The organism is Rhodococcus sp. MS16 (genome assembly GCF_013277795.1).
GTDB lineage: Bacteria > Actinomycetota > Actinomycetes > Mycobacteriales > Mycobacteriaceae > Rhodococcus_F > Rhodococcus_F globerula.
On the sequence record NZ_VBTM01000001.1, the window covers coordinates 60,233 to 78,116 of the forward strand.

Genomic DNA, 17,884 nt, shown 5'->3' on the forward strand with positions numbered 1-17,884 from the left:
GCCGGACAGTGTGGCGAATGGTGTCTTTGGCATGCCCACAAACTGGGTACCTGCTACTTCGAGACCTGCATCACACAGGCCTGAGCCACACAGACTGACAACACCGAGTCGATGCGAGTCGACGACAACTGAAACGAGGAGTTCGCGAGATGCCGGTGCCATCCAAGGACAGGGTTATCGAGCTGGTCTCCGAACTCGTGCAGTCCAAGGGCTACGACGTCGAGGACGTCGTAGTCACTAATGCGGGCAAGCACAGCGCCGTTCGCATCATGGTCGACAGTGACGCCGGTATCGAACTGGATGCCGCTGCCGAGATCAGTCGGCTCGTCTCCGAGTTGTTCGACAGCCTCGAGGAAATCGGGGAAGCGCCGTACACGCTCGAGGTCACGTCGCCCGGGATCGATCGGCCGCTGACAGCAGAGCGACATTGGCGTCGCGCACGTGGGCGCAAAGCACGCATCGATCTTGCCGACGAGACCGTCGTCGGTCGAATCGGTGTCCTCGGCGAGGATTCGGTTGCAGTGGTGATGAACGGTCGCGGCGGGCTGACAGTCCGCGAGATACCACTGGCAGACGTGCAGAAAGCTGTTGTGCAGGTCGAGTTTTCGAAGCCGAGCGACGCAGAGCTGGAGCTTGCCGGAGGAATCCCGGAGGGTCGGGCAGTGCATACGGACCTCGACGAGTCCGATGCACAGGTGCTCGATTCCGAAGAAGACGTAGAAGACGTAGATAACGAAGAAGGGTTCGACAAGTGAATATCGACATTGCAGCGTTGCGGGCGATCGAGGCCGAAAAAGGCGTCCCGATCGAAACGGTGATCGCCACGATCCAGACTGCGCTGCTGACGGCATACCGACACACCGAGGGCCACAAGCAGAACGCTCGGATCGACGTCAATCTCAAGACCGGATCGGTGCGAGTCATGGCTCACGACACCGACTCCGACGGAAATATGGTGGGCGCCGAGTGGGACGACACCCCCGAGGGCTTCGGCCGGATCGCGGCGACCACCGCGCGTCAGGTGATTCTCCAGCGTCTGCGTGATGCCGAGCACGAGCGCAGTTTCGGCGAGTACTCGACGCACGAAGGTGAAATCGTCGGTGGTGTGATCCAGCGAGACACCCGCGCGAACTCGCGTGGCATGGTTGTCGTGCGAATCGGCAGCGACGCGCATGGCACCGAAGGCCTGCTCCCGCCGGCCGAGCAGGTTCCGGGTGAAAGCTACGAGCACGGCGAGCGCATCAAGTGCTACGTCGTCGGGGTTGCCCGCGGCGCGCGCGGCCCGCAGATCACGCTGTCGCGCACCCACCCGAACCTGGTTCGGAAGCTGTTTGCACTCGAGGTTCCCGAAATTGCCGACGGCAGCGTCGAGATCATCAATGTTGCCCGCGAAGCTGGTCACCGTTCCAAGATCGCGGTTGCGTCGCGCGTTCACGGGCTCAATGCGAAGGGTGCATGCATCGGTCCCATGGGGCAGCGCGTGCGTAACGTCATGAGCGAACTTGCGGGCGAGAAGATCGACATCATCGACTACGACGAGGACCCCGCGACATTTGTGGGCAATGCGCTCTCGCCGTCGAAAGTGGTCTCCGTCACTGTTGTCGACCTCGATGCCCGCGCAGCTCGGGTTATCGTGCCTGATTTCCAGCTGTCGCTGGCCATCGGCAAGGAGGGTCAAAATGCCCGCCTTGCTGCACGGTTGACCGGTTGGCGTATCGATATTCGAAGCGATGCAGCACCGGTCGACGACGCGTCGGATCGCTCCGGCGCGTCAAACGGATAACGGTGGAATGCAGTGTTCCAGACAGTTCGACGGTAGAGTAGACGATGGTTCGACGTGAGTCCTCGGATTTTGCGCGCGCGACGCCCGGTTCGCCGGTCAGAACGTGTGTGGGATGCAGGGAACAAGGGTCGGCTGCCGATCTGTTGAGGGTCGTGGTTGGTGGGCAGGGGCCGGAGGGTTCCCTGCTTGTCCCCGACGTATTGCGAAGGCTCCACGGTCGAGGTGCATGGCTGCACCTGGATCCGAGTTGCCTGAGCCTGGCAGAGCGGCGCCGAGCATTCAGCAGAGCACTGCGAGTGTCCGGAAATCTGGACACGTCCGCTGTCGACCAGCTGGTCGACGCAGTTCACACAAAAGCAGTACCTCTCGAGAAGAACAGGCACAAGCACTCATGAGCACACCGTGAAGCACCAACGATGAACGTCCATCGGCTATAACCCGAGGTCGTGTGGGACCCACATCTGTGGGATGCCTCCTGCTCGACCTCATCAGTGAGGAGAGCAGTGGCAGGCAAGGCCCGCGTACACGAGTTGGCTAAAGAGCTCGGTGTTACCAGCAAGGAACTACTCGCAACGCTCAAAGAGCAGGGCGAGTTCGTAAAGTCTGCGTCATCCACAGTGGAGGCGCCCGTCGCACGTCGTCTGCGGGAATCATTCCCGTCTGCCGGTGGTGCAGAAACCAAGCCCGCGTCCGGTGACGCAGCGGCAAAGCCCGCAGCAAAGCCAGGCGCACCGTCGCCGTCGGCAGCAAAGCCCGGCGCACCGCGTCCCGGGCAGCGTCCCGGCCCCAAGCCGGCCGCACCGGCTCCCGCAGCACCGGCAGCCCCGGCTGCTGCAGCTCCGGCAGCCCCGGCAGCACCGTCCGCTCCCGCAGCACCGGTTCCTACGACGCCGGCAGTCCCCACGCCGACGTTCAATGCGCCCGCTGCACCCAGCAACGCTCCGAAGCCGGCTCGTCCGGCTCCGGCAGCTCCCGCGGCACCGGCAGCTCCCGCTGCAGCTGCTCCGGCAGCACCGTCGACCGGCGCAAAGCCCGGTGGACCTCGTCCGATGCCCAAGGCTCCGCGCGTCGGAAACAACCCGTACTCCTCGGCTCCGGCTGAGCGTCCGGCACCACGTCCGGCTCCGGGCCAGAGCGGTCCTCGTCCGGGCGCTCCGCGTCCCGCGGCGCAGGGTGGATCTCGTCCGGCTCCCGGCCAGGGTGGACCCCGTCCGGCTCCCGGCCAGGGCGGTCCTCGTCCGGCTCCCGGCCAGGGCGGTCCTCGTCCGGCTCCCGGCCAGGGTGGACCCCGTCCGCCCGCAGGTCAGGGTGGACCTCGTCCGAGCCCCGGCTCCATGCCTCCTCGCCCGAACCCGGGTGCAATGCCTGCTCGTTCCGCTCGTCCCGCGCCCGGTGGCGGCGCAGGTCGTCCGGGCCGTCCCGGTGGCGCTCCCGGCGGTCGTCCCGGTGGCGGCGGCGGTGGATACCGCGGTGGCGGAGCTCCCGGCGGCGGCGCAGGTGCCGGTGCAGGTGCTCCCGGTGGCGGAGCTCCCGCAGGTGGTTTCCGCGGTCGTCCCGGCGGCGGTGGCCGTCCCGGTCAGCGCGGCGCTGCAGCAGGCGCATTCGGTCGTCCCGGCGGCGCTGTTCGTCGTGGACGTAAGTCGAAGCGGGCAAAGCGCGCCGAGTACGAGAGCATGCAGGCTCCCGCAGTCGGTGGCGTCAGGCTGCCTCGCGGCAACGGCGAGACCATCCGTCTCGCTCGCGGCGCGTCGCTGTCCGACTTCGCAGACAAGATCGATGCGAACCCCGCAGCACTTGTGCAGGCACTGTTCAATCTCGGCGAGATGGTCACGGCAACGCAGTCGGTCAACGACGAGACGCTGGAGCTTCTCGGCGGCGAAATGAACTACGTCGTTCAGGTCGTCAGCCCTGAGGACGAAGACCGTGAGCTGCTCGAACACTTCGACCTCACCTACGGCGAGGACGCCGGCGGAGAAGAGGACCTCGAGTCCCGTCCGCCTGTGGTCACCGTCATGGGCCACGTCGACCACGGTAAGACCCGTCTGCTCGATGTGATCCGTAAGGCCAACGTCCGTGAGGGCGAAGCCGGCGGCATCACGCAGCACATCGGTGCTTACCAGGTGCTCACCGAGCTCGAGGGCAACGAGCGTCTCGTGACGTTCATCGACACCCCCGGTCACGAGGCCTTCACGGCCATGCGTGCACGTGGTGCCAAGGCCACCGACCTCGCGATCCTTGTTGTCGCAGCCGACGACGGTGTCATGCCGCAGACGGTGGAAGCGATCAACCACGCCCAGGCGGCCGACGTGCCGATCGTGGTCGCGGTCAACAAGATCGACAAGGAAGGCGCTAACCCGGACAAGATCCGTCAGCAGCTGACCGAGTACGGACTGGTCGCCGAGGAATACGGCGGAGACACCATGTTCGTCGACATCTCGGCGAAGCAGGGTCTGCACATCGATCAGCTTCTCGAAGCTGTGTTGCTGACCGCGGATGCTTCCCTGGATCTGCGCGCAAACCCGGACATGGATGCACAGGGTGTTGCGATCGAGGCTCACCTCGACCGTGGCCGTGGCCCCGTTGCCACAGTGCTCATCCAGCGCGGAACGCTGCGCGTCGGCGATTCCATCGTCGCCGGTGATGCATACGGCCGCGTCCGCCGCATGGTGGACGAGCACGGCGAGGACGTCCACGAGGCACTGCCTTCGCGTCCGGTTCAGGTCATCGGCTTCACGTCCGTCCCCGGTGCAGGCGACAACCTGCTCGTGGTCGACGAGGACCGTATTGCCCGTCAGATCGCTGACCGTCGCAATGCACGTAAGCGCAACGCGTTGGCAGCGAAGAGCCGCAAGCGCATCAGCTTGGACGATCTCGATGCAGCTCTGAAGGAACATTCGCAGCTGAACTTGATCCTCAAGGGCGACAACTCGGGAACCGTCGAGGCTCTCGAAGAGGCACTGCTGGCTATCCCGATCGACGACGAGGTGCAGTTGCGCGTCATCGACCGCGGTGTCGGTGGCGTCACGGAGACCAACGTCAACCTGGCAGCGGCTTCCAACGCGATCATCATCGGCTTCAACGTCCGTGCCGAAGGCAAGGCGACCGAGCTGGCGAACCGCGAGGGTGTCGACATCCGGTACTACTCGGTGATCTACCAGGCCATCGACGAGGTCGAGAAGGCTCTCAAGGGTCTGCTCAAGCCGGTGTACGAAGAGGTCGAGCTGGGCAAGGCGGAGATCCGCGCGATGTTCCGTTCGTCCAAGATCGGCAACATTGCCGGTTGCTTGGTCACGTCGGGCAGCATCCGTCGCAACGCCAAGGCACGTCTCATCCGCGACAGCAAGGTTGTCGCCGAGACGGTCACCATCTCCTCGCTCAAGCGGGAGAAGGAAGACGCCACCGAGGTTCGCGAAGGCTACGAATGTGGTCTGACCGTCACCTACTCCGATATCAAGATCGGTGACGTTCTGGAGTGCTACGAGCTTCGTGAGAAGCCGCGCGACTAGTAGTCGCCGCGGGCGCTGGGGGCGCTCGTGAGTATTGACTGACATGGACTCTCCTGGACATTGACCACAATGTCCGGGAGAGTCCATTCGGCTATGCCGACGAGGAAGCGGTCTGGGACGAGAAACGGTCTGGGGGAATATGTTCGTAGGTGCATTGGAGTTCGACATTCTTTTCGGAGATGTCCACTCCCTCAAGGAAAAGCGTTCGCTGGTGTCGCCGATTCTGACCGAACTGCGACGTTTCGGGATCAGTGCGGCGGAAGCCGGGGAACAGGGGCGTCTTCGCCGCGCCTTGGTCGGTGTTGCTGCGGTCAGTTCGTCGATGGATCATCTGCACGACGTACTCGATCGTTGTGAGCGAGCGGTTGCAGCGCGACCGGAAATGCAGTTACTTGCCGTACGTCGGCGCGTCTTCGGTCCCGAGGACTGATTTGGTCGGTGGGCGGCGATGCACAAGACTGGTGTCGGTAATAATTCTTGTAAATCGAACATTGTGAACGATCGAGTTATCTCGTATCGGATGTGCGTGAAATCGAATGTCCGTGGAATCGAAAGTCCAGGGAGAAGGAGACAGAGATCATGGTGGATCCCGCCCGGGCCCGTAAGCTCGCAAAACGAATCGGCACGATTGTCGCGACCGCAATCGACCACGAGATCAAGGATCCGCGGCTTGCTTTTGTGACCATCACCGACACGAAGGTCACCAACGACCTGCACGATGCGACCGTGTACTACACCGTTATGGGTGAAAAGGTCGATTCCGCACCCGACGTCGAAGCTGCTGCAGCCGGTCTCGAGAAGGCCAAGGGTGTTCTCCGGTCGAAGGTGGGCGCCGGCACCGGTGTCCGTTTCACCCCGACGCTGACGTTTGTCGCGGACACCGTTCCCGATACTGCGCGCCACATGGAAGAGCTGTTGGCTCGTGCGCGTGCCGCCGACGGCGAGCTCGCCAAGGCTCGCGAGGGAGCTCAGCCTGCCGGTGATGCAGATCCGTACAAGGAGCCACGAGTAGCTGCTGACGACGATGACGACGTCGTTGCCTCGGATGCTCGAGATCTCGACTGACCCGCAGCGAGGATGACGATCACCGCACGCGCTGACGGAGACCCTTGCGAGGATCCTTGCCGGGCAGGCTTCGCGCGGGCAATCGAAGTGCTGGATGCGGCTCGGACGGCAACTATCCTGTGCCACATCCAGCCTGACGCAGACACTATCGGCAGCGGTCTGGCATTGGGGTTGGCGCTCGAGCGCAGGGGCGCTTCGGTTCAGGTTGCGTTCAGCCGGCCTGCGCACCTGCCCGAGTCCATGCTGGGATTTCCCGGTCTGCATCTGTTGGTTCCACCGACTTCCGTGCGTTCCGAAGTGGACGTCCTGATCACCGTCGACGTGGGAAGCACCGGGCGCTTGGGCGCTCTTGCGGATCGGTTGGCTGGTGCGGCCAGCACTGTCGTCGTGGATCATCATCGATCCAATTCGGAATTCGGTGCGATCAACGTCGTGGACGAATCCGCAGCATCGACGACGGCTCTGCTGGCACGGTTGTTCGATTTTTGGGGCGTGGAGATCGATCGTGACGTGGCCCATTGCCTGTATGCCGGTCTGGTGACCGATACGGGGTCCTTCCGTTGGGGCGGGCCGTCGACGCATGTTCTTGCGGCCCGGCTGTTAGCCACCGGTATCGACGGCGACACCATCGCTCGGCAACTTCTCGACACGCATCCGTTCGGCTGGCTGCCGATGCTGTCGTCGGTTCTCGGCTCGGCGACGCTGGTACGAAGCGCCGCGGGCGGTCGTGGTCTCGTATACGCGGTGATCCGCCGCGACGACATCGGAGATCTGCGCTCCGAGGAAATCGAGAGCGTTGTCGACATCGTCCGGACGACGTCGGAAGCCGAGGTTGCCGCTGTGCTCAAGGAATCGGAAACCGGCAGCTGGTCGATATCGTTGCGCGCGAAGACCGATGTCGACGTTTCGGCTGTCGCGGAGAGTCTTGGTGGCGGTGGGCATCGGCTCTCGGCCGGCTACACCTCGACCGATTCGAGTGAGCAGACGGTTGCAGCGTTGATTGCCGCACTGGGGTGAGTGTCCGATCGTGACCGCATCCGATAGTCCTGCGCCTGCAACAGCGACAAATCCCGGCGCCGAGGTCGACGTGACCGGCCGTCGTATCTTCGGGTTGGCGTTGCCTGCGCTAGGTGTGCTGGCAGCCGAGCCGCTCTATCTCCTGTTCGACATCGCAGTCGTGGGACGGCTCGGAGCCCTTCCGTTGGCGGGTCTGGCGGTGGGCGGGCTCATCTTGTCGTTGGTGAGCACTCAGTTGACGTTCCTCTCGTATGGAACCACCGCTCGCGCGGCTCGACTGCACGGCGCCGGCCGCGATCGCGAGGCGGTCGGTGAAGGTGTTCAGGCAACGTGGTTGGCGTTGGTGATCGGGCTGCTGTTGGTGGCGGTGGTGCAGGCGATTGCCGGGCCGTTGACCTCGGCGGTGGCGGGCGGTTCCGATATCGCGGATGCGGCCGAGAGTTGGTTGCGCATCGCGGTGCTGGGTGTGCCGCTCATTCTGGTAGCCCTCGCCGGCAACGGTTGGATGCGCGGGCTGCAGAACACGATCCGTCCGCTGCGCTTCGTTCTTGTGGGACTGGGGATTTCGGCAGTTCTGTGCCCGATCCTGGTTCACGGATTATGGGGTGCGCCGCGCCTCGAACTCGAAGGTTCGGCGGTTGCGAATCTTGTCGGTCAGAGTATTTCCGGCATCTTGTTCGCGTGGGCGTTGTTCCGCGAACCAGTCTCGGTCAGACCACGTGTGTCGATCATGCGCGCGCAGATGGTCATGGGCCGAGATCTGATTCTCCGCAGCCTCGCTTTCCAAGCCTGTTTCGTGTCGGCTGCGGCGGTTGCGTCGCGATTCGGAGCAGCCGTGGTGGGCGCGCATCAGGTGGTTCTGCAGTTGTGGAACCTGGTTGCGCTGCTTCTCGATTCATTGGCGATCGCCGCGCAGACGCTGATCGGGGCCGCGCTGGGAGGCGGATTTGCGGTTGCTGCCAAGAAAATGGCGTGGCGGATCACAGTGTGGTCGACGGTCTTCGCAGTGCTGTTGGCCGTTCTGTTTGCCGCCGGGCACTCGGTGATCCCGCAACTGTTCACGGCAGACGACGAGGTGCTTGCGCAGATGTCGATCGCCTGGTGGTTCTTCGTCGCGATCATGCCGTTCGCGGGAGTGGTGTTTGCCCTCGACGGGGTTCTCCTCGGCGCCGGTGATGTGACCTTCATGAGAAATGCCACCATGGCGTGTGCGGTGGTCGGATTTCTGCCGGCAATCTGGATGTCGCTGGCCTTCGACTGGGGGTTGGCCGGAATCTGGGCGGGCCTGACCGTGTTTGTCGTACTGCGGATGATTGCGGTGTCCTGGCGTGCGCTGTCGGGAAAGTGGGCTGTGACGGGAACCGAGACAACTGCACATGCAGTCGAGCGTTCGAGTGAGGAAGCTGAGGGATCGTGGCAGCAAAGCTGATGGCAGTGAGCGACATTCATGTCGGTCACAACGGCAACAAGCCGATGACGGAGGAACTGTTCCCGGACTCGCCGGACGACTGGTTGATCCTGGCCGGCGACGTGTCGGAGAAGACCGACGATATTCGCTGGGCGCTCACGCTCCTGCGCTCGCGCTTCGCGAAGGTCATCTGGATTCCCGGCAACCACGAACTGTGGACCACGGCCAAGGACCCGGTGCAGATTCACGGCGCTCCGCGGTACGAGTACCTGATCAACATGTGCCGCGAGATCGACGTCATCACGCCCGAGGATCCGTTCCCGGTGTGGGAGGGCGAAGACGGTCCGGTGACGCTCGTCCCGATGTTCCTGCTCTACGACTACTCGTTCCTGCCCGTCGGGGCGCGAGACAAGGAACACGGCCTCGAGATCGCGCGGGACAAGAATGTCGTCGCCACCGACGAATTTCTGCTGTCGTCGCAGCCGTACGCAACCCGCGACGCGTGGTGCCGTGCCCGCATCGCGTACACGCAGGAGCGTCTGGACGCGTTGCCCGAAGGTACGAAGACCGTGCTGATCAATCACTTTCCGTTGGTTCGTCAACCGACTGACGTGCTGATCTATCCGGAATTCGCGCTGTGGTGCGGTACGACGCTGACCGCGGACTGGCATGTGAAATACAACGCCGTGTGCTCGGTCTACGGGCACCTGCACATCCCGCGAACCACCTACTACGACGGCGTCCGCTTCGAGGAAGTGTCGCTCGGATACCCACGGGAGTGGCGTCGGCGCGGCCTGCCCGAGAAACTGTTGCGGCAGATTCTGCCGGTGCCGGAGTACCCGCCGGGAACGTTGAACAAATGGGGCGGCCACTTCAAGGTGACGCCGGAGCAGGAAGCCGAAGTCGAGCGTATGCGCTCGGGTCGCTAGAAAGGCACCGACACGTGATCGAACAGATTCTGCCCGGCGGCATCGCGATTGCCGAGGCGTTCGAGGATCCGCCTGGACTTGTCCCGCATCCCAGCGAAGAGGCGCTGATCGGCCGTGCGGTGGAGAAGCGTCGTCGCGAATTCGTGACGACGCGCAATCTTGCCCGCACCGCCATGGGGAAACTGGGTGTCCCGGCGGCCCCCGTCATGCGGGGGGAGCGGGGAGCGCCGTTGTGGCCGAAAGGCGTTGTCGGCAGCCTCGCGCACTGCGACGGATATCGCGGCGCGGTGCTGGCGTACTCGATGCAGGTTCGTTCGCTCGGTATCGACGCCGAACCCCACGGACCGTTGCCGGACGGGGTGCTTCCGGCCGTCAGCATCGAGGACGAGCGAACCTGGCTGGGCGAGCAGGCCGGCGACGGTCCCGTCCACTGGGATCGAATCCTGTTCTGCGCCAAGGAAGCCACATACAAGGCGTGGTTCCCACTGACACAACGGTGGTTGGGGTTCGAGGACGCACACATCACGTTCGAATCCGAATCGGATACGTCTGGCACGTTCCGATCCAAGTTGTTGGTCCCGGGGGAGACGACCTCCGGTGCGCCGCTCACCGAATTCGACGGTAGGTGGATGGTGTCCGACGGACTGATCCTGACGGCAATTTCGGTGCAGTGAGTCCGGCTGGCAGAATCGAGACCCGTGTCAGCTCGCGAAAAGCCTTCCTCCGGACTTGTCGGCGCCGGAATCTTGATCGTCGACAAAGAAGCAGGCCTCACCAGCCATGACGTAGTGGCCCGGTGCCGCAAGCTGTTGAATACCCGCAAGGTCGGCCATGCGGGAACGCTTGATCCCATGGCAACCGGTGTGCTGGTTCTCGGCGTGGAGCGTGCCACCAAACTGCTCGGCCTGCTGGCACTGACCACCAAGGCGTATTCGGCGACCATCCGGTTGGGTGCGTCGACGACCACCGACGACGCGGAAGGTGAAGTACTCACCTCAGCGGATGCGTCGGCCGTGACGGATGAGGAGATCGCCGCAGTGGTGGCGACGCTGACCGGTGACATCGAGCAGATCCCGGCCAGTGTCAGCGCCATCAAGGTGGACGGTCAGCGTGCTCACGCTCTGGTGCGAGCCGGTGAAACCGTCGAACTTGCCGCGCGTCCGGTGACGGTGTCGACGTTCGAGATTCTTGCCCGACGCGACATCGAGGGCGGATTTGTCGACCTCGACGTCGACGTGGAGTGCTCGTCCGGCACTTACATTCGTTCGCTGGCGCGTGATCTCGGGCGAACGTTGGGTGTCGGCGGTCATCTGACGGCACTGCGTCGCACGCGCGTCGGACCGTTCACTCTCGAACACGCGCGCACGCTCGAAGATCTCGCCGAGGCTCCCGGCGTGAGTCTCGATATCGACCAGGCCGCCCAGACTGCGTTCCCACACCGTCAGATCACAGTGGCCGAGGCCGAAGCCATCAGCCAGGGGCGGTGGCTCGAACCGATCGGGCTCAAAGGTGTCTACGCGGCCATCGATCCCAGCGGCCATACGATTGCCCTGCTGCAGGAAAAGGGAAAGCGTGCGAGCTCGGTCATGGTCGTGCGCCCGGCGACACTGCGCCAAGACTAGTCACTCCGGACCAGGCTGATCAGACCAGCCAGATGGCTTGGGCGACAGGGCTTCCCAGATCTATGCAGTCGGGGTTGTCGCCCAAGCGTACGGAGACCGTGCCGGCAAAATCGCGACGCTCCTCCACGGTGATCTCGACGTCGAGTGTGACGCCGACGGAATCGAAGTAGCGAAGCATCTCCGGATCGGAGTCGGAAATACGCGCAACCCGCCCGCGCTCACCGTTGGCGAAGTCGCTGAGCTGGCGCGCCGGGGGAGTGGGAATCGACCCGTCGGCGGCCGGGATGGGGTCGCCGTGCGGATCGCGTTCGGGGAAGCCGAGTTTGGCATCGATGCGCGAGATCATCAGGTCGGAGACGGCGTGCTCGAGAATTTCGGCTTCGTCGTGAACCTCGTCCCAGCCGTAGCCGAGTTCGTGAACGAGATACGTTTCGAGCAATCGGTGGCGTCGCACCATGGAGACAGCTGCCGCCCGGCCCGTGTCCGTCAACGCGATCGATCCGTATCGGGCGTGATCGACCAGACCCTGATCGGACAGTTTGCGGATGGCTTCGGACACCGTGGAGGCGGAGACGCCCATCTTCTCGGACAGCAACTTCGTGGAGATGCGTTCGAGTGACCACTCCTGAATGGTCCAGATGACCTTCAGGTAGTCCTGCGCGACCGAGGACAGTGCAAGCGTGTCGATCGATCCGTCCGGGTGGGAATCCGCGTCGCCGGATTCGGCGGCACCATCCGGTGCAGAGTGTGTATCGGAGGGTCCAGTCTTGTGAGCTGCCACGACACTTAGCTTAGGCTACGAATTGCGGAAGTTCCGTACCTGCGACGTAGTGCAGTGGCAGACCGCTCGGCGGGTCCAACCGAAACTACTGACGGTGCGCCCCGTAGGCTGCCTTTCGTGCTGAGGTGGCGTGGTCTCGACGAAGTTCCGGCCGATTGGGGTCGTTGTGTGCTCACTATCGGTGTGTTCGACGGTGTGCACCGTGGGCATGCCCAATTAATTGCCCGGGCAGTAGCCGCGGCGCGAAAGCGCGGGGTTCCCAGTGTGCTCATGACGTTCGATCCGCACCCCATGGAAGTTGTGCGACCGGGTAGTCATCCGGCTCAGTTGACGACGCTGGCGCGTCGTGCGGAATTGGCCGAAGAGTTGGGCATCGACGTCTTCTGCGTCATGCCGTTCACCGCGGATTTCATGAAGCTGACTCCGGAGCGGTACGTCCACGAAATCCTCGTGGAGCGCCTGCACGTTGCCGAGGTTGTCGTGGGCGACAACTTCACGTTCGGCAAGAAAGCCCTGGGTAACGTTGATCTGCTTCGCGAAATGGGCGATCGATTCGGATTTGCCGTCGACGGTGTCCAATTGCTCGCCGAGCATGCGGTGACGTTCTCGTCGACCTACATTCGCTCGTGCGTCGACGCCGGTGACATGGCTGCGGCAACCGAGGCGCTCGGTCGACCGCATCGCGTCGAAGGTGTTGTGGTGCACGGCGACAAGCGTGGCCGTGAACTCGGATTTCCGACGGCAAACGTTGCGCCTCCGGTGTTCTCGGCTATTCCGGCCGACGGCGTTTACGCGGCCTGGTTCAGCGTTCTGGGGGCAGACGAGGAGTTGGGCACGCTCGTACCGGGAAAGCGGTACAAGTCGGCAGTGTCCGTCGGCACCAATCCGACATTCTCCGGTCGCGCTCGCACCGTCGAGGCTTTTGTTCTCGACGCCGACGCGGACCTGTACGGACAACATGTCGCCGTCGACCTGGTCGCGCGGATCCGCGGGATGGAGAAGTTCGATTCCATCGAGTCGTTGATCGCGGAAATGAATCGCGATGTCGAGCGCGCTCGTGAAATCCTGGATCACGACTCGGAACAGAGTGTCGGCTGACGTCCGGGAACAGAGTGTCGGCTGACACACTTGCCGTCGACCGGTAAATCGATCGCAACGGTCCTGGTAGAATCTTCTCTCGGTGTGTGCTGCGGTTTGCGGCGGCCGCGTCCGATCTAGTTCCTTTCACGCAAACGTCATCACAGGAGTGAATCAAGTGGCATTGACCACGGAAGAAAAGAAGGCCGTTCTCGGCGAGTACGGCTTGCATGAGACCGACACGGGATCGCCCGAAGCTCAGGTGGCAATGCTCACCAAGCGCATCACCGATCTCACCGAGCACCTCAAGACCCACAAGCATGACCACCACTCACGTCGTGGACTGCTCTTGATGGTCGGTCGTCGTCGTCGTCTGCTCAAGTACGTGGCAAAGACGGACGTCGCTCGTTACCGTGCGCTCATCGAGCGCCTCGGCCTGCGTCGCTAGATTTTTGTCACGACGCTGATCGAAAGCAACACGGCAGGCTCCGGTTTGCCGAACACTCCGTTAGCCGGCGAAGCCACGCATATACTGGGCTTCGCTGGCTTTCGGCGTTAGCTGCCGCAAGGCAGTTTCCGCTGTCGGCGCATTTGCACAGTTGGTGCAGTGCGAAGTCAGCACACCGTATGCATCAGAGAACGTGGTGTCGGTTGTCGGTAGTGGTTCTCCGGACCGGGCGAATGCCCTGTGGTTCCGGCGGACTTCGATCGACGGCCGCCCCGAACGTCAGTGACGTCCCGAAGCAGAGACCAGTTCGCACGTAGGAACCTCTGCAATTCAAGAGGGGGACGTCCCTCGGTGCGCAGTTTCCACCAGGAGGGTGGGAACGCCCGCGCGGGTACGGCGAAGACGAGAGGGAAGTGAAGAGAAAAAGATGACAGAGAATTCCGTAGTAGAGGTCGACGAAGGCGTGTTCGAATCCACCGCCGTGATCGACAACGGGTCCTTCGGTACCCGCACCATCCGTTTCGAGTCCGGACGCCTTGCTCAGCAGGCCGCCGGTGCCGTCGTTGCCTACCTGGACGACGAGACCATGCTGCTGTCCGCCACGAGCGCCAGCAAGCACCCCAAGGAGCATTTCGACTTCTTCCCCCTGACGGTGGACGTCGAAGAGCGCATGTACGCAGCGGGCCGCATCCCCGGCTCGTTCTTCCGTCGTGAGGGACGTCCCTCCACCGACGCGATCTTGACCTGCCGCCTCATCGACCGGCCGCTGCGCCCGTCGTTCGTCGACGGTCTGCGTAACGAGATCCAGGTCGTCGTCACGGTCATGAGCCTCAACCCGCAGGATCTGTACGACGTCGTGGCTATCAACGCCGCATCCGCGTCGACGCAGATCGCGGGCTTGCCGTTCTCCGGTCCTGTCGGTGGCGTGCGCGTTGCACTCATCGTCTCCGAGGACAACAAGGCCGGCCAGTGGGTTGCATTCCCGACGGTCGATCAGCTCGAGAACGCCGTGTTCGACATGGTCGTTGCCGGCCGCGTCGTTTCCGGCAGCGGTGACAACGCCGACGTCGCGATCATGATGGTCGAGGCCGAGGCCACCGACAACGTCATCGCGAAGATCGCCGACGGCGCTCAGGCTCCCACCGAGACCATCGTCGCCGAAGGCCTCGAGGCTGCCAAGCCGTTCATCGCCCGTCTGTGCGCTGCGCAGGCAGCACTGGCATCCAAGGCTGCAAAGCCCACGGGTGACTACCCGGTCTTCCCGGCGTACCAGGACGACGTATTTGCTGCCGTCGAGGCTGCTGCGTCCGAAAAGCTCAATGCCGCACTGACAATCGCCGGCAAGCAGGAACGCGACGACAAGACCGACGAGGTCAAGGTCGAGGTTCTCGAGCAGGTTGCACCGAACTTCGAAGGCCGCGAGAAGGAACTGGGAGCAGCGTTCCGCTCGCTCACCAAGAAGCTGGTTCGCCAGCGCATCCTGCGCGATCAGTTCCGCATCGACGGCCGCGGCGTCACGGACATCCGTTCGCTGTCCGCCGAGGTTGCGATCATCCCGCGCGCACACGGTTCCGCACTGTTCGAGCGCGGCGAGACCCAGATCCTGGGTGTCACCACACTCGACATGGTGAAGATGGCTCAGCAGGTCGACTCGCTCGGCCCCGAGACCAGCAAGCGCTACATGCACCACTACAACTTCCCGCCGTACTCCACCGGTGAGACGGGTCGAGTCGGTTCGCCGAAGCGTCGCGAAATCGGTCACGGCGCACTTGCCGAGCGCGCACTCATGCCGGTTCTGCCCAGCGTCGAAGAGTTCCCGTACGCGATTCGCCAGGTCTCCGAGGCGCTGAGCTCCAACGGTTCCACCTCGATGGGCTCCGTGTGTGCTTCCACGCTTGCACTGCTCAACGCCGGTGTGCCGCTGAAGGCTCCGGTTGCCGGTATCGCCATGGGTCTGGTCTCCGACCAGGTCGACGGCGAAACCCGTTACGTGGCACTGACGGACATCCTCGGCGCCGAAGATGCTTTCGGTGACATGGACTTCAAGGTTGCCGGTACCAAGGACTTCGTCACGGCTCTGCAGCTGGACACGAAGCTCGACGGCATCCCGTCCAAGGTCCTCGCCGGCGCACTCGCGCAGGCCAAGGATGCTCGTACCACGATCCTCGAGGTCATGGCAGAGGCCATCGACACCCCGGACGAGATGAGCCCGTTTGCACCTCGCGTGACGGCCATCAAGGTCCCGGTCGACAAGATCGGCGAGGTCATCGGCCCCAAGGGCAAGATGATCAACTCCATCACCGAGCAGACCGGTGCCAATATCTCCATCGAAGACGACGGCACCGTGTTCGTCGGCGCCACCGATGGACCGTCTGCACAGGCCGCGATCGACATGATCAACGCCATCGCCAACCCGCAGCTCCCCAAGGTCGGCGAGCGGTTCCTGGGCACGGTCGTCAAGACCACCGCCTTCGGTGCCTTCGTCTCGCTCCTGCCGGGTCGCGACGGTTTGGTGCACATCTCCAAGCTGGGCAGTGGCAAGCGTATTGCCAAGGTCGAAGACGTGGTCAACGTCGGATCCAAGATCCGTGTCGAGATCGCCGATATCGATGCTCGCGGCAAGATCTCGCTGATCCCCGTGGAAGAGGGCAACGACGACGCTGCCGCTCCGGCTGCTGAAGAGGCTGCTTCCGAGTAGCACTTCTTCTCGGTTTGTTCGATGCGGCCCCGCGCGGATTTCCGTGCGGGGCCGCATCTGTACTGTCTGTAGACACATACTTTCCGGACCTGATCATTCTCCGCACCGAGGACTGCTGAACTTTTTCATGGCCAAGACCCCAGGCAAGACCACTGCCAAGACCTCAGGCACGACAACTGCCAAGAATGCTGCGAAGAAGACGCGCAGCCGCAGTACTGCACTCGCAACTCCGATCGACGCTCTTCCCGAATCCGGAGTCCAGCGGACAGTTCTGCCTGGCGGACTCCGCGTCGTCACGGAGTTCATCCCGGGTGTGCGCAGTGCGTCGGTCGGCGTCTGGGTGGGCGTCGGATCGCGTGACGAGCAGCCCAGCGTTGCCGGCGCGGCACATTTCCTCGAGCACCTGCTGTTCAAGTCGACGCCGTCGCGGACAGCGCTCGACATCGCGCAGGTCATGGACGGAGTGGGCGGAGAACTCAACGCGTTCACGTCCAAGGAGCACACGTGCTTTTACGCGCATGTGATCGACGAAGATCTGCCGATGGCCGTGGATCTTGTCGCCGATGTCGTTTTGCGCGGCCGGTGCCGGTCCGCTGACGTCGATGTCGAGCGGCAAGTGGTCCTCGAAGAGATCGCGATGCGCGACGACGATCCGGAGGATCTCCTCGGCGACGCGTTTCTGACTGCTCTGTTCGGTGACCACCCGGTGGGTCGCCCCATCATCGGCAGCGTGGATTCCATCGAGTCGATGTCCCGCAATCAGTTGCATTCCTTCCATGTGCGCCGGTACACGCCGCAGCGGATGGTTCTTGCCGTCGCCGGAAACGTCGACCACAAGCAGGTCGTGACATTGGCGAAACGCGCATTTGCCGGTCACCTCGAGCGTGGTGTGAAGCCGGCACCGCGCCGCGAAGGAACTTTGCGTCTGCGCACGATGCCGGAACTGAGTTTGACGCATCGTGACAGCGAGCAGGTTCATCTTGCGCTTGGTGTACGGGCTTTCGGCCGTCACGAAGGTCATCGGTGGGCGCTGTCTGTGCTCAATACCGCGGTGGGCGGCGGCTTGAGTTCGCGTCTGTTCCAAGAGATTCGGGAACAGCGTGGTTTGGCGTATTCCGTGTATTCCGGGGTGGACACCTTTGCGGACACGGGGGCGTTCTCGGTCTACGCGGGGTGCCAGCCGGAAAACCTGGGTGAGGTCACCACGGTGATCCGCGAGGTTCTCGCTCAGGTGGCCGCAGGCGGCATCACGGACGCGGAGATTGCGCGCTCCAAGGGTGCGCTTCGGGGCAGTCTTGTTTTGTCACTGGAAGATTCGGGTTCGCGGATGAACCGTATCGGTCGCAGTGAACTCAACTACGGAAACCATCGCAGTGTCGCCCAGACATTGGCGTCCATCGACGCCGTCACTGCGGAAGAAGTTCTCGAAGTGGCACAGACTTTGCTGACACGGCCGTTTGCCGCCGCCGTGGTCGGTCCGTACAAACGTGTCCGGGATCTGCCGGCGTCAGTGCGTGGGATTGTTCGTTAGTCGGTAACCAGCGAAATCA

General features: G+C 63.3%; 16 protein-coding genes. 15 read left to right on the forward strand and 1 reads right to left on the reverse strand.

From position 1 onward, the window contains the following. The first annotated feature begins 149 nt into the window (after nucleotides 1-149). From rimP to truB, 11 genes are all read left to right on the forward strand, one after another. A complete protein-coding gene (rimP, locus tag FEZ60_RS00305; protein WP_033234911.1) occupies nucleotides 150-755 on the forward strand; it encodes a ribosome maturation factor RimP in 606 nt (201 codons plus the stop codon). Further along, nucleotides 752-1,783 (forward strand): transcription termination factor NusA, encoded by a 1,032-nt coding sequence (gene nusA, locus FEZ60_RS00310; RefSeq protein WP_033234910.1) that lies wholly within the window; start codon nucleotides 752-754, stop codon nucleotides 1,781-1,783. The genes rimP and nusA overlap by 4 nt, the downstream gene beginning before the upstream one ends. A 44-nt stretch (nucleotides 1,784-1,827) precedes the next feature. Further along, nucleotides 1,828-2,178 (forward strand): YlxR family RNase P modulator, encoded by a 351-nt coding sequence (locus tag FEZ60_RS00315; protein ID WP_045067292.1) that lies wholly within the window; start codon nucleotides 1,828-1,830, stop codon nucleotides 2,176-2,178. A 108-nt stretch (nucleotides 2,179-2,286) separates the two neighbouring features. Continuing rightward, nucleotides 2,287-5,289, forward strand: a complete 3,003-nt coding sequence (infB, locus tag FEZ60_RS00320; protein ID WP_172935308.1) for a translation initiation factor IF-2 — start codon at nucleotides 2,287-2,289, stop codon at nucleotides 5,287-5,289. A 139-nt stretch (nucleotides 5,290-5,428) separates the two neighbouring features. Next, on the forward strand, nucleotides 5,429-5,719 hold the full coding sequence (locus FEZ60_RS00325; RefSeq protein WP_033234909.1) for a DUF503 domain-containing protein: 291 nt from the start codon (nucleotides 5,429-5,431) through the stop codon (nucleotides 5,717-5,719). A gap of 149 nt (nucleotides 5,720-5,868) precedes the next feature. After that, nucleotides 5,869-6,354 (forward strand): 30S ribosome-binding factor RbfA, encoded by a 486-nt coding sequence (rbfA, locus tag FEZ60_RS00330; RefSeq protein WP_033234908.1) that lies wholly within the window; start codon nucleotides 5,869-5,871, stop codon nucleotides 6,352-6,354. 12 nt (nucleotides 6,355-6,366) lie between these two features. Next, entirely contained in the window at nucleotides 6,367-7,371 is a 1,005-nt protein-coding gene (locus FEZ60_RS00335; RefSeq protein ID WP_172935309.1) for a bifunctional oligoribonuclease/PAP phosphatase NrnA, read from the forward strand. 70 nt (nucleotides 7,372-7,441) lie between these two features. Continuing rightward, nucleotides 7,442-8,800: an MATE family efflux transporter gene (locus FEZ60_RS00340; RefSeq protein ID WP_245006139.1), complete on the forward strand. Its 1,359-nt coding sequence runs from the start codon at nucleotides 7,442-7,444 to the stop codon at nucleotides 8,798-8,800. Continuing rightward, nucleotides 8,785-9,708, forward strand: a complete 924-nt coding sequence (locus tag FEZ60_RS00345) for a metallophosphoesterase (protein WP_172935310.1) — start codon at nucleotides 8,785-8,787, stop codon at nucleotides 9,706-9,708. The genes FEZ60_RS00340 and FEZ60_RS00345 overlap by 16 nt, the downstream gene beginning before the upstream one ends. Before the next feature lie 14 nt (nucleotides 9,709-9,722). After that, entirely contained in the window at nucleotides 9,723-10,382 is a 660-nt protein-coding gene (locus FEZ60_RS00350; protein WP_045067296.1) for a 4'-phosphopantetheinyl transferase, read from the forward strand. Between the two features lie 24 nt (nucleotides 10,383-10,406). Then, complete coding sequence (gene truB, locus FEZ60_RS00355) at nucleotides 10,407-11,330, forward strand: tRNA pseudouridine(55) synthase TruB (protein WP_045067298.1); 924 nt, start codon at nucleotides 10,407-10,409, stop codon at nucleotides 11,328-11,330. Nucleotides 11,331-11,349: 19 nt separating this feature from the next. On the opposite strand, the gene FEZ60_RS00360 is transcribed toward truB, so the two are convergent. After that, the gene (locus tag FEZ60_RS00360; protein ID WP_230590186.1) at nucleotides 11,350-12,018 is read right to left on the reverse strand and encodes a metal-dependent transcriptional regulator; all 669 of its coding nucleotides are present in this window, start codon (nucleotides 12,016-12,018) and stop codon (nucleotides 11,350-11,352) included. 210 nt (nucleotides 12,019-12,228) lie between these two features. On the opposite strand from FEZ60_RS00360, the gene FEZ60_RS00365 reads away from it, so the two are divergent. The 4 genes from FEZ60_RS00365 (at nucleotide 12,229) to FEZ60_RS00380 (ending at nucleotide 17,865) form a co-directional block, all read left to right on the forward strand. Continuing rightward, on the forward strand, nucleotides 12,229-13,209 hold the full coding sequence (locus FEZ60_RS00365) for a bifunctional riboflavin kinase/FAD synthetase (RefSeq protein ID WP_045067300.1): 981 nt from the start codon (nucleotides 12,229-12,231) through the stop codon (nucleotides 13,207-13,209). A 157-nt stretch (nucleotides 13,210-13,366) separates the two neighbouring features. Further along, a complete protein-coding gene (gene rpsO, locus FEZ60_RS00370; RefSeq protein ID WP_033234901.1) occupies nucleotides 13,367-13,636 on the forward strand; it encodes a 30S ribosomal protein S15 in 270 nt (89 codons plus the stop codon). A gap of 427 nt (nucleotides 13,637-14,063) precedes the next feature. Then, the gene (locus FEZ60_RS00375) at nucleotides 14,064-16,334 is read left to right on the forward strand and encodes a polyribonucleotide nucleotidyltransferase (protein ID WP_172935312.1); all 2,271 of its coding nucleotides are present in this window, start codon (nucleotides 14,064-14,066) and stop codon (nucleotides 16,332-16,334) included. Between the two features lie 127 nt (nucleotides 16,335-16,461). After that, on the forward strand, nucleotides 16,462-17,865 hold the full coding sequence (locus FEZ60_RS00380) for a pitrilysin family protein (protein ID WP_230590176.1): 1,404 nt from the start codon (nucleotides 16,462-16,464) through the stop codon (nucleotides 17,863-17,865). Nucleotides 17,866-17,884: the final 19 nt, after the last annotated feature.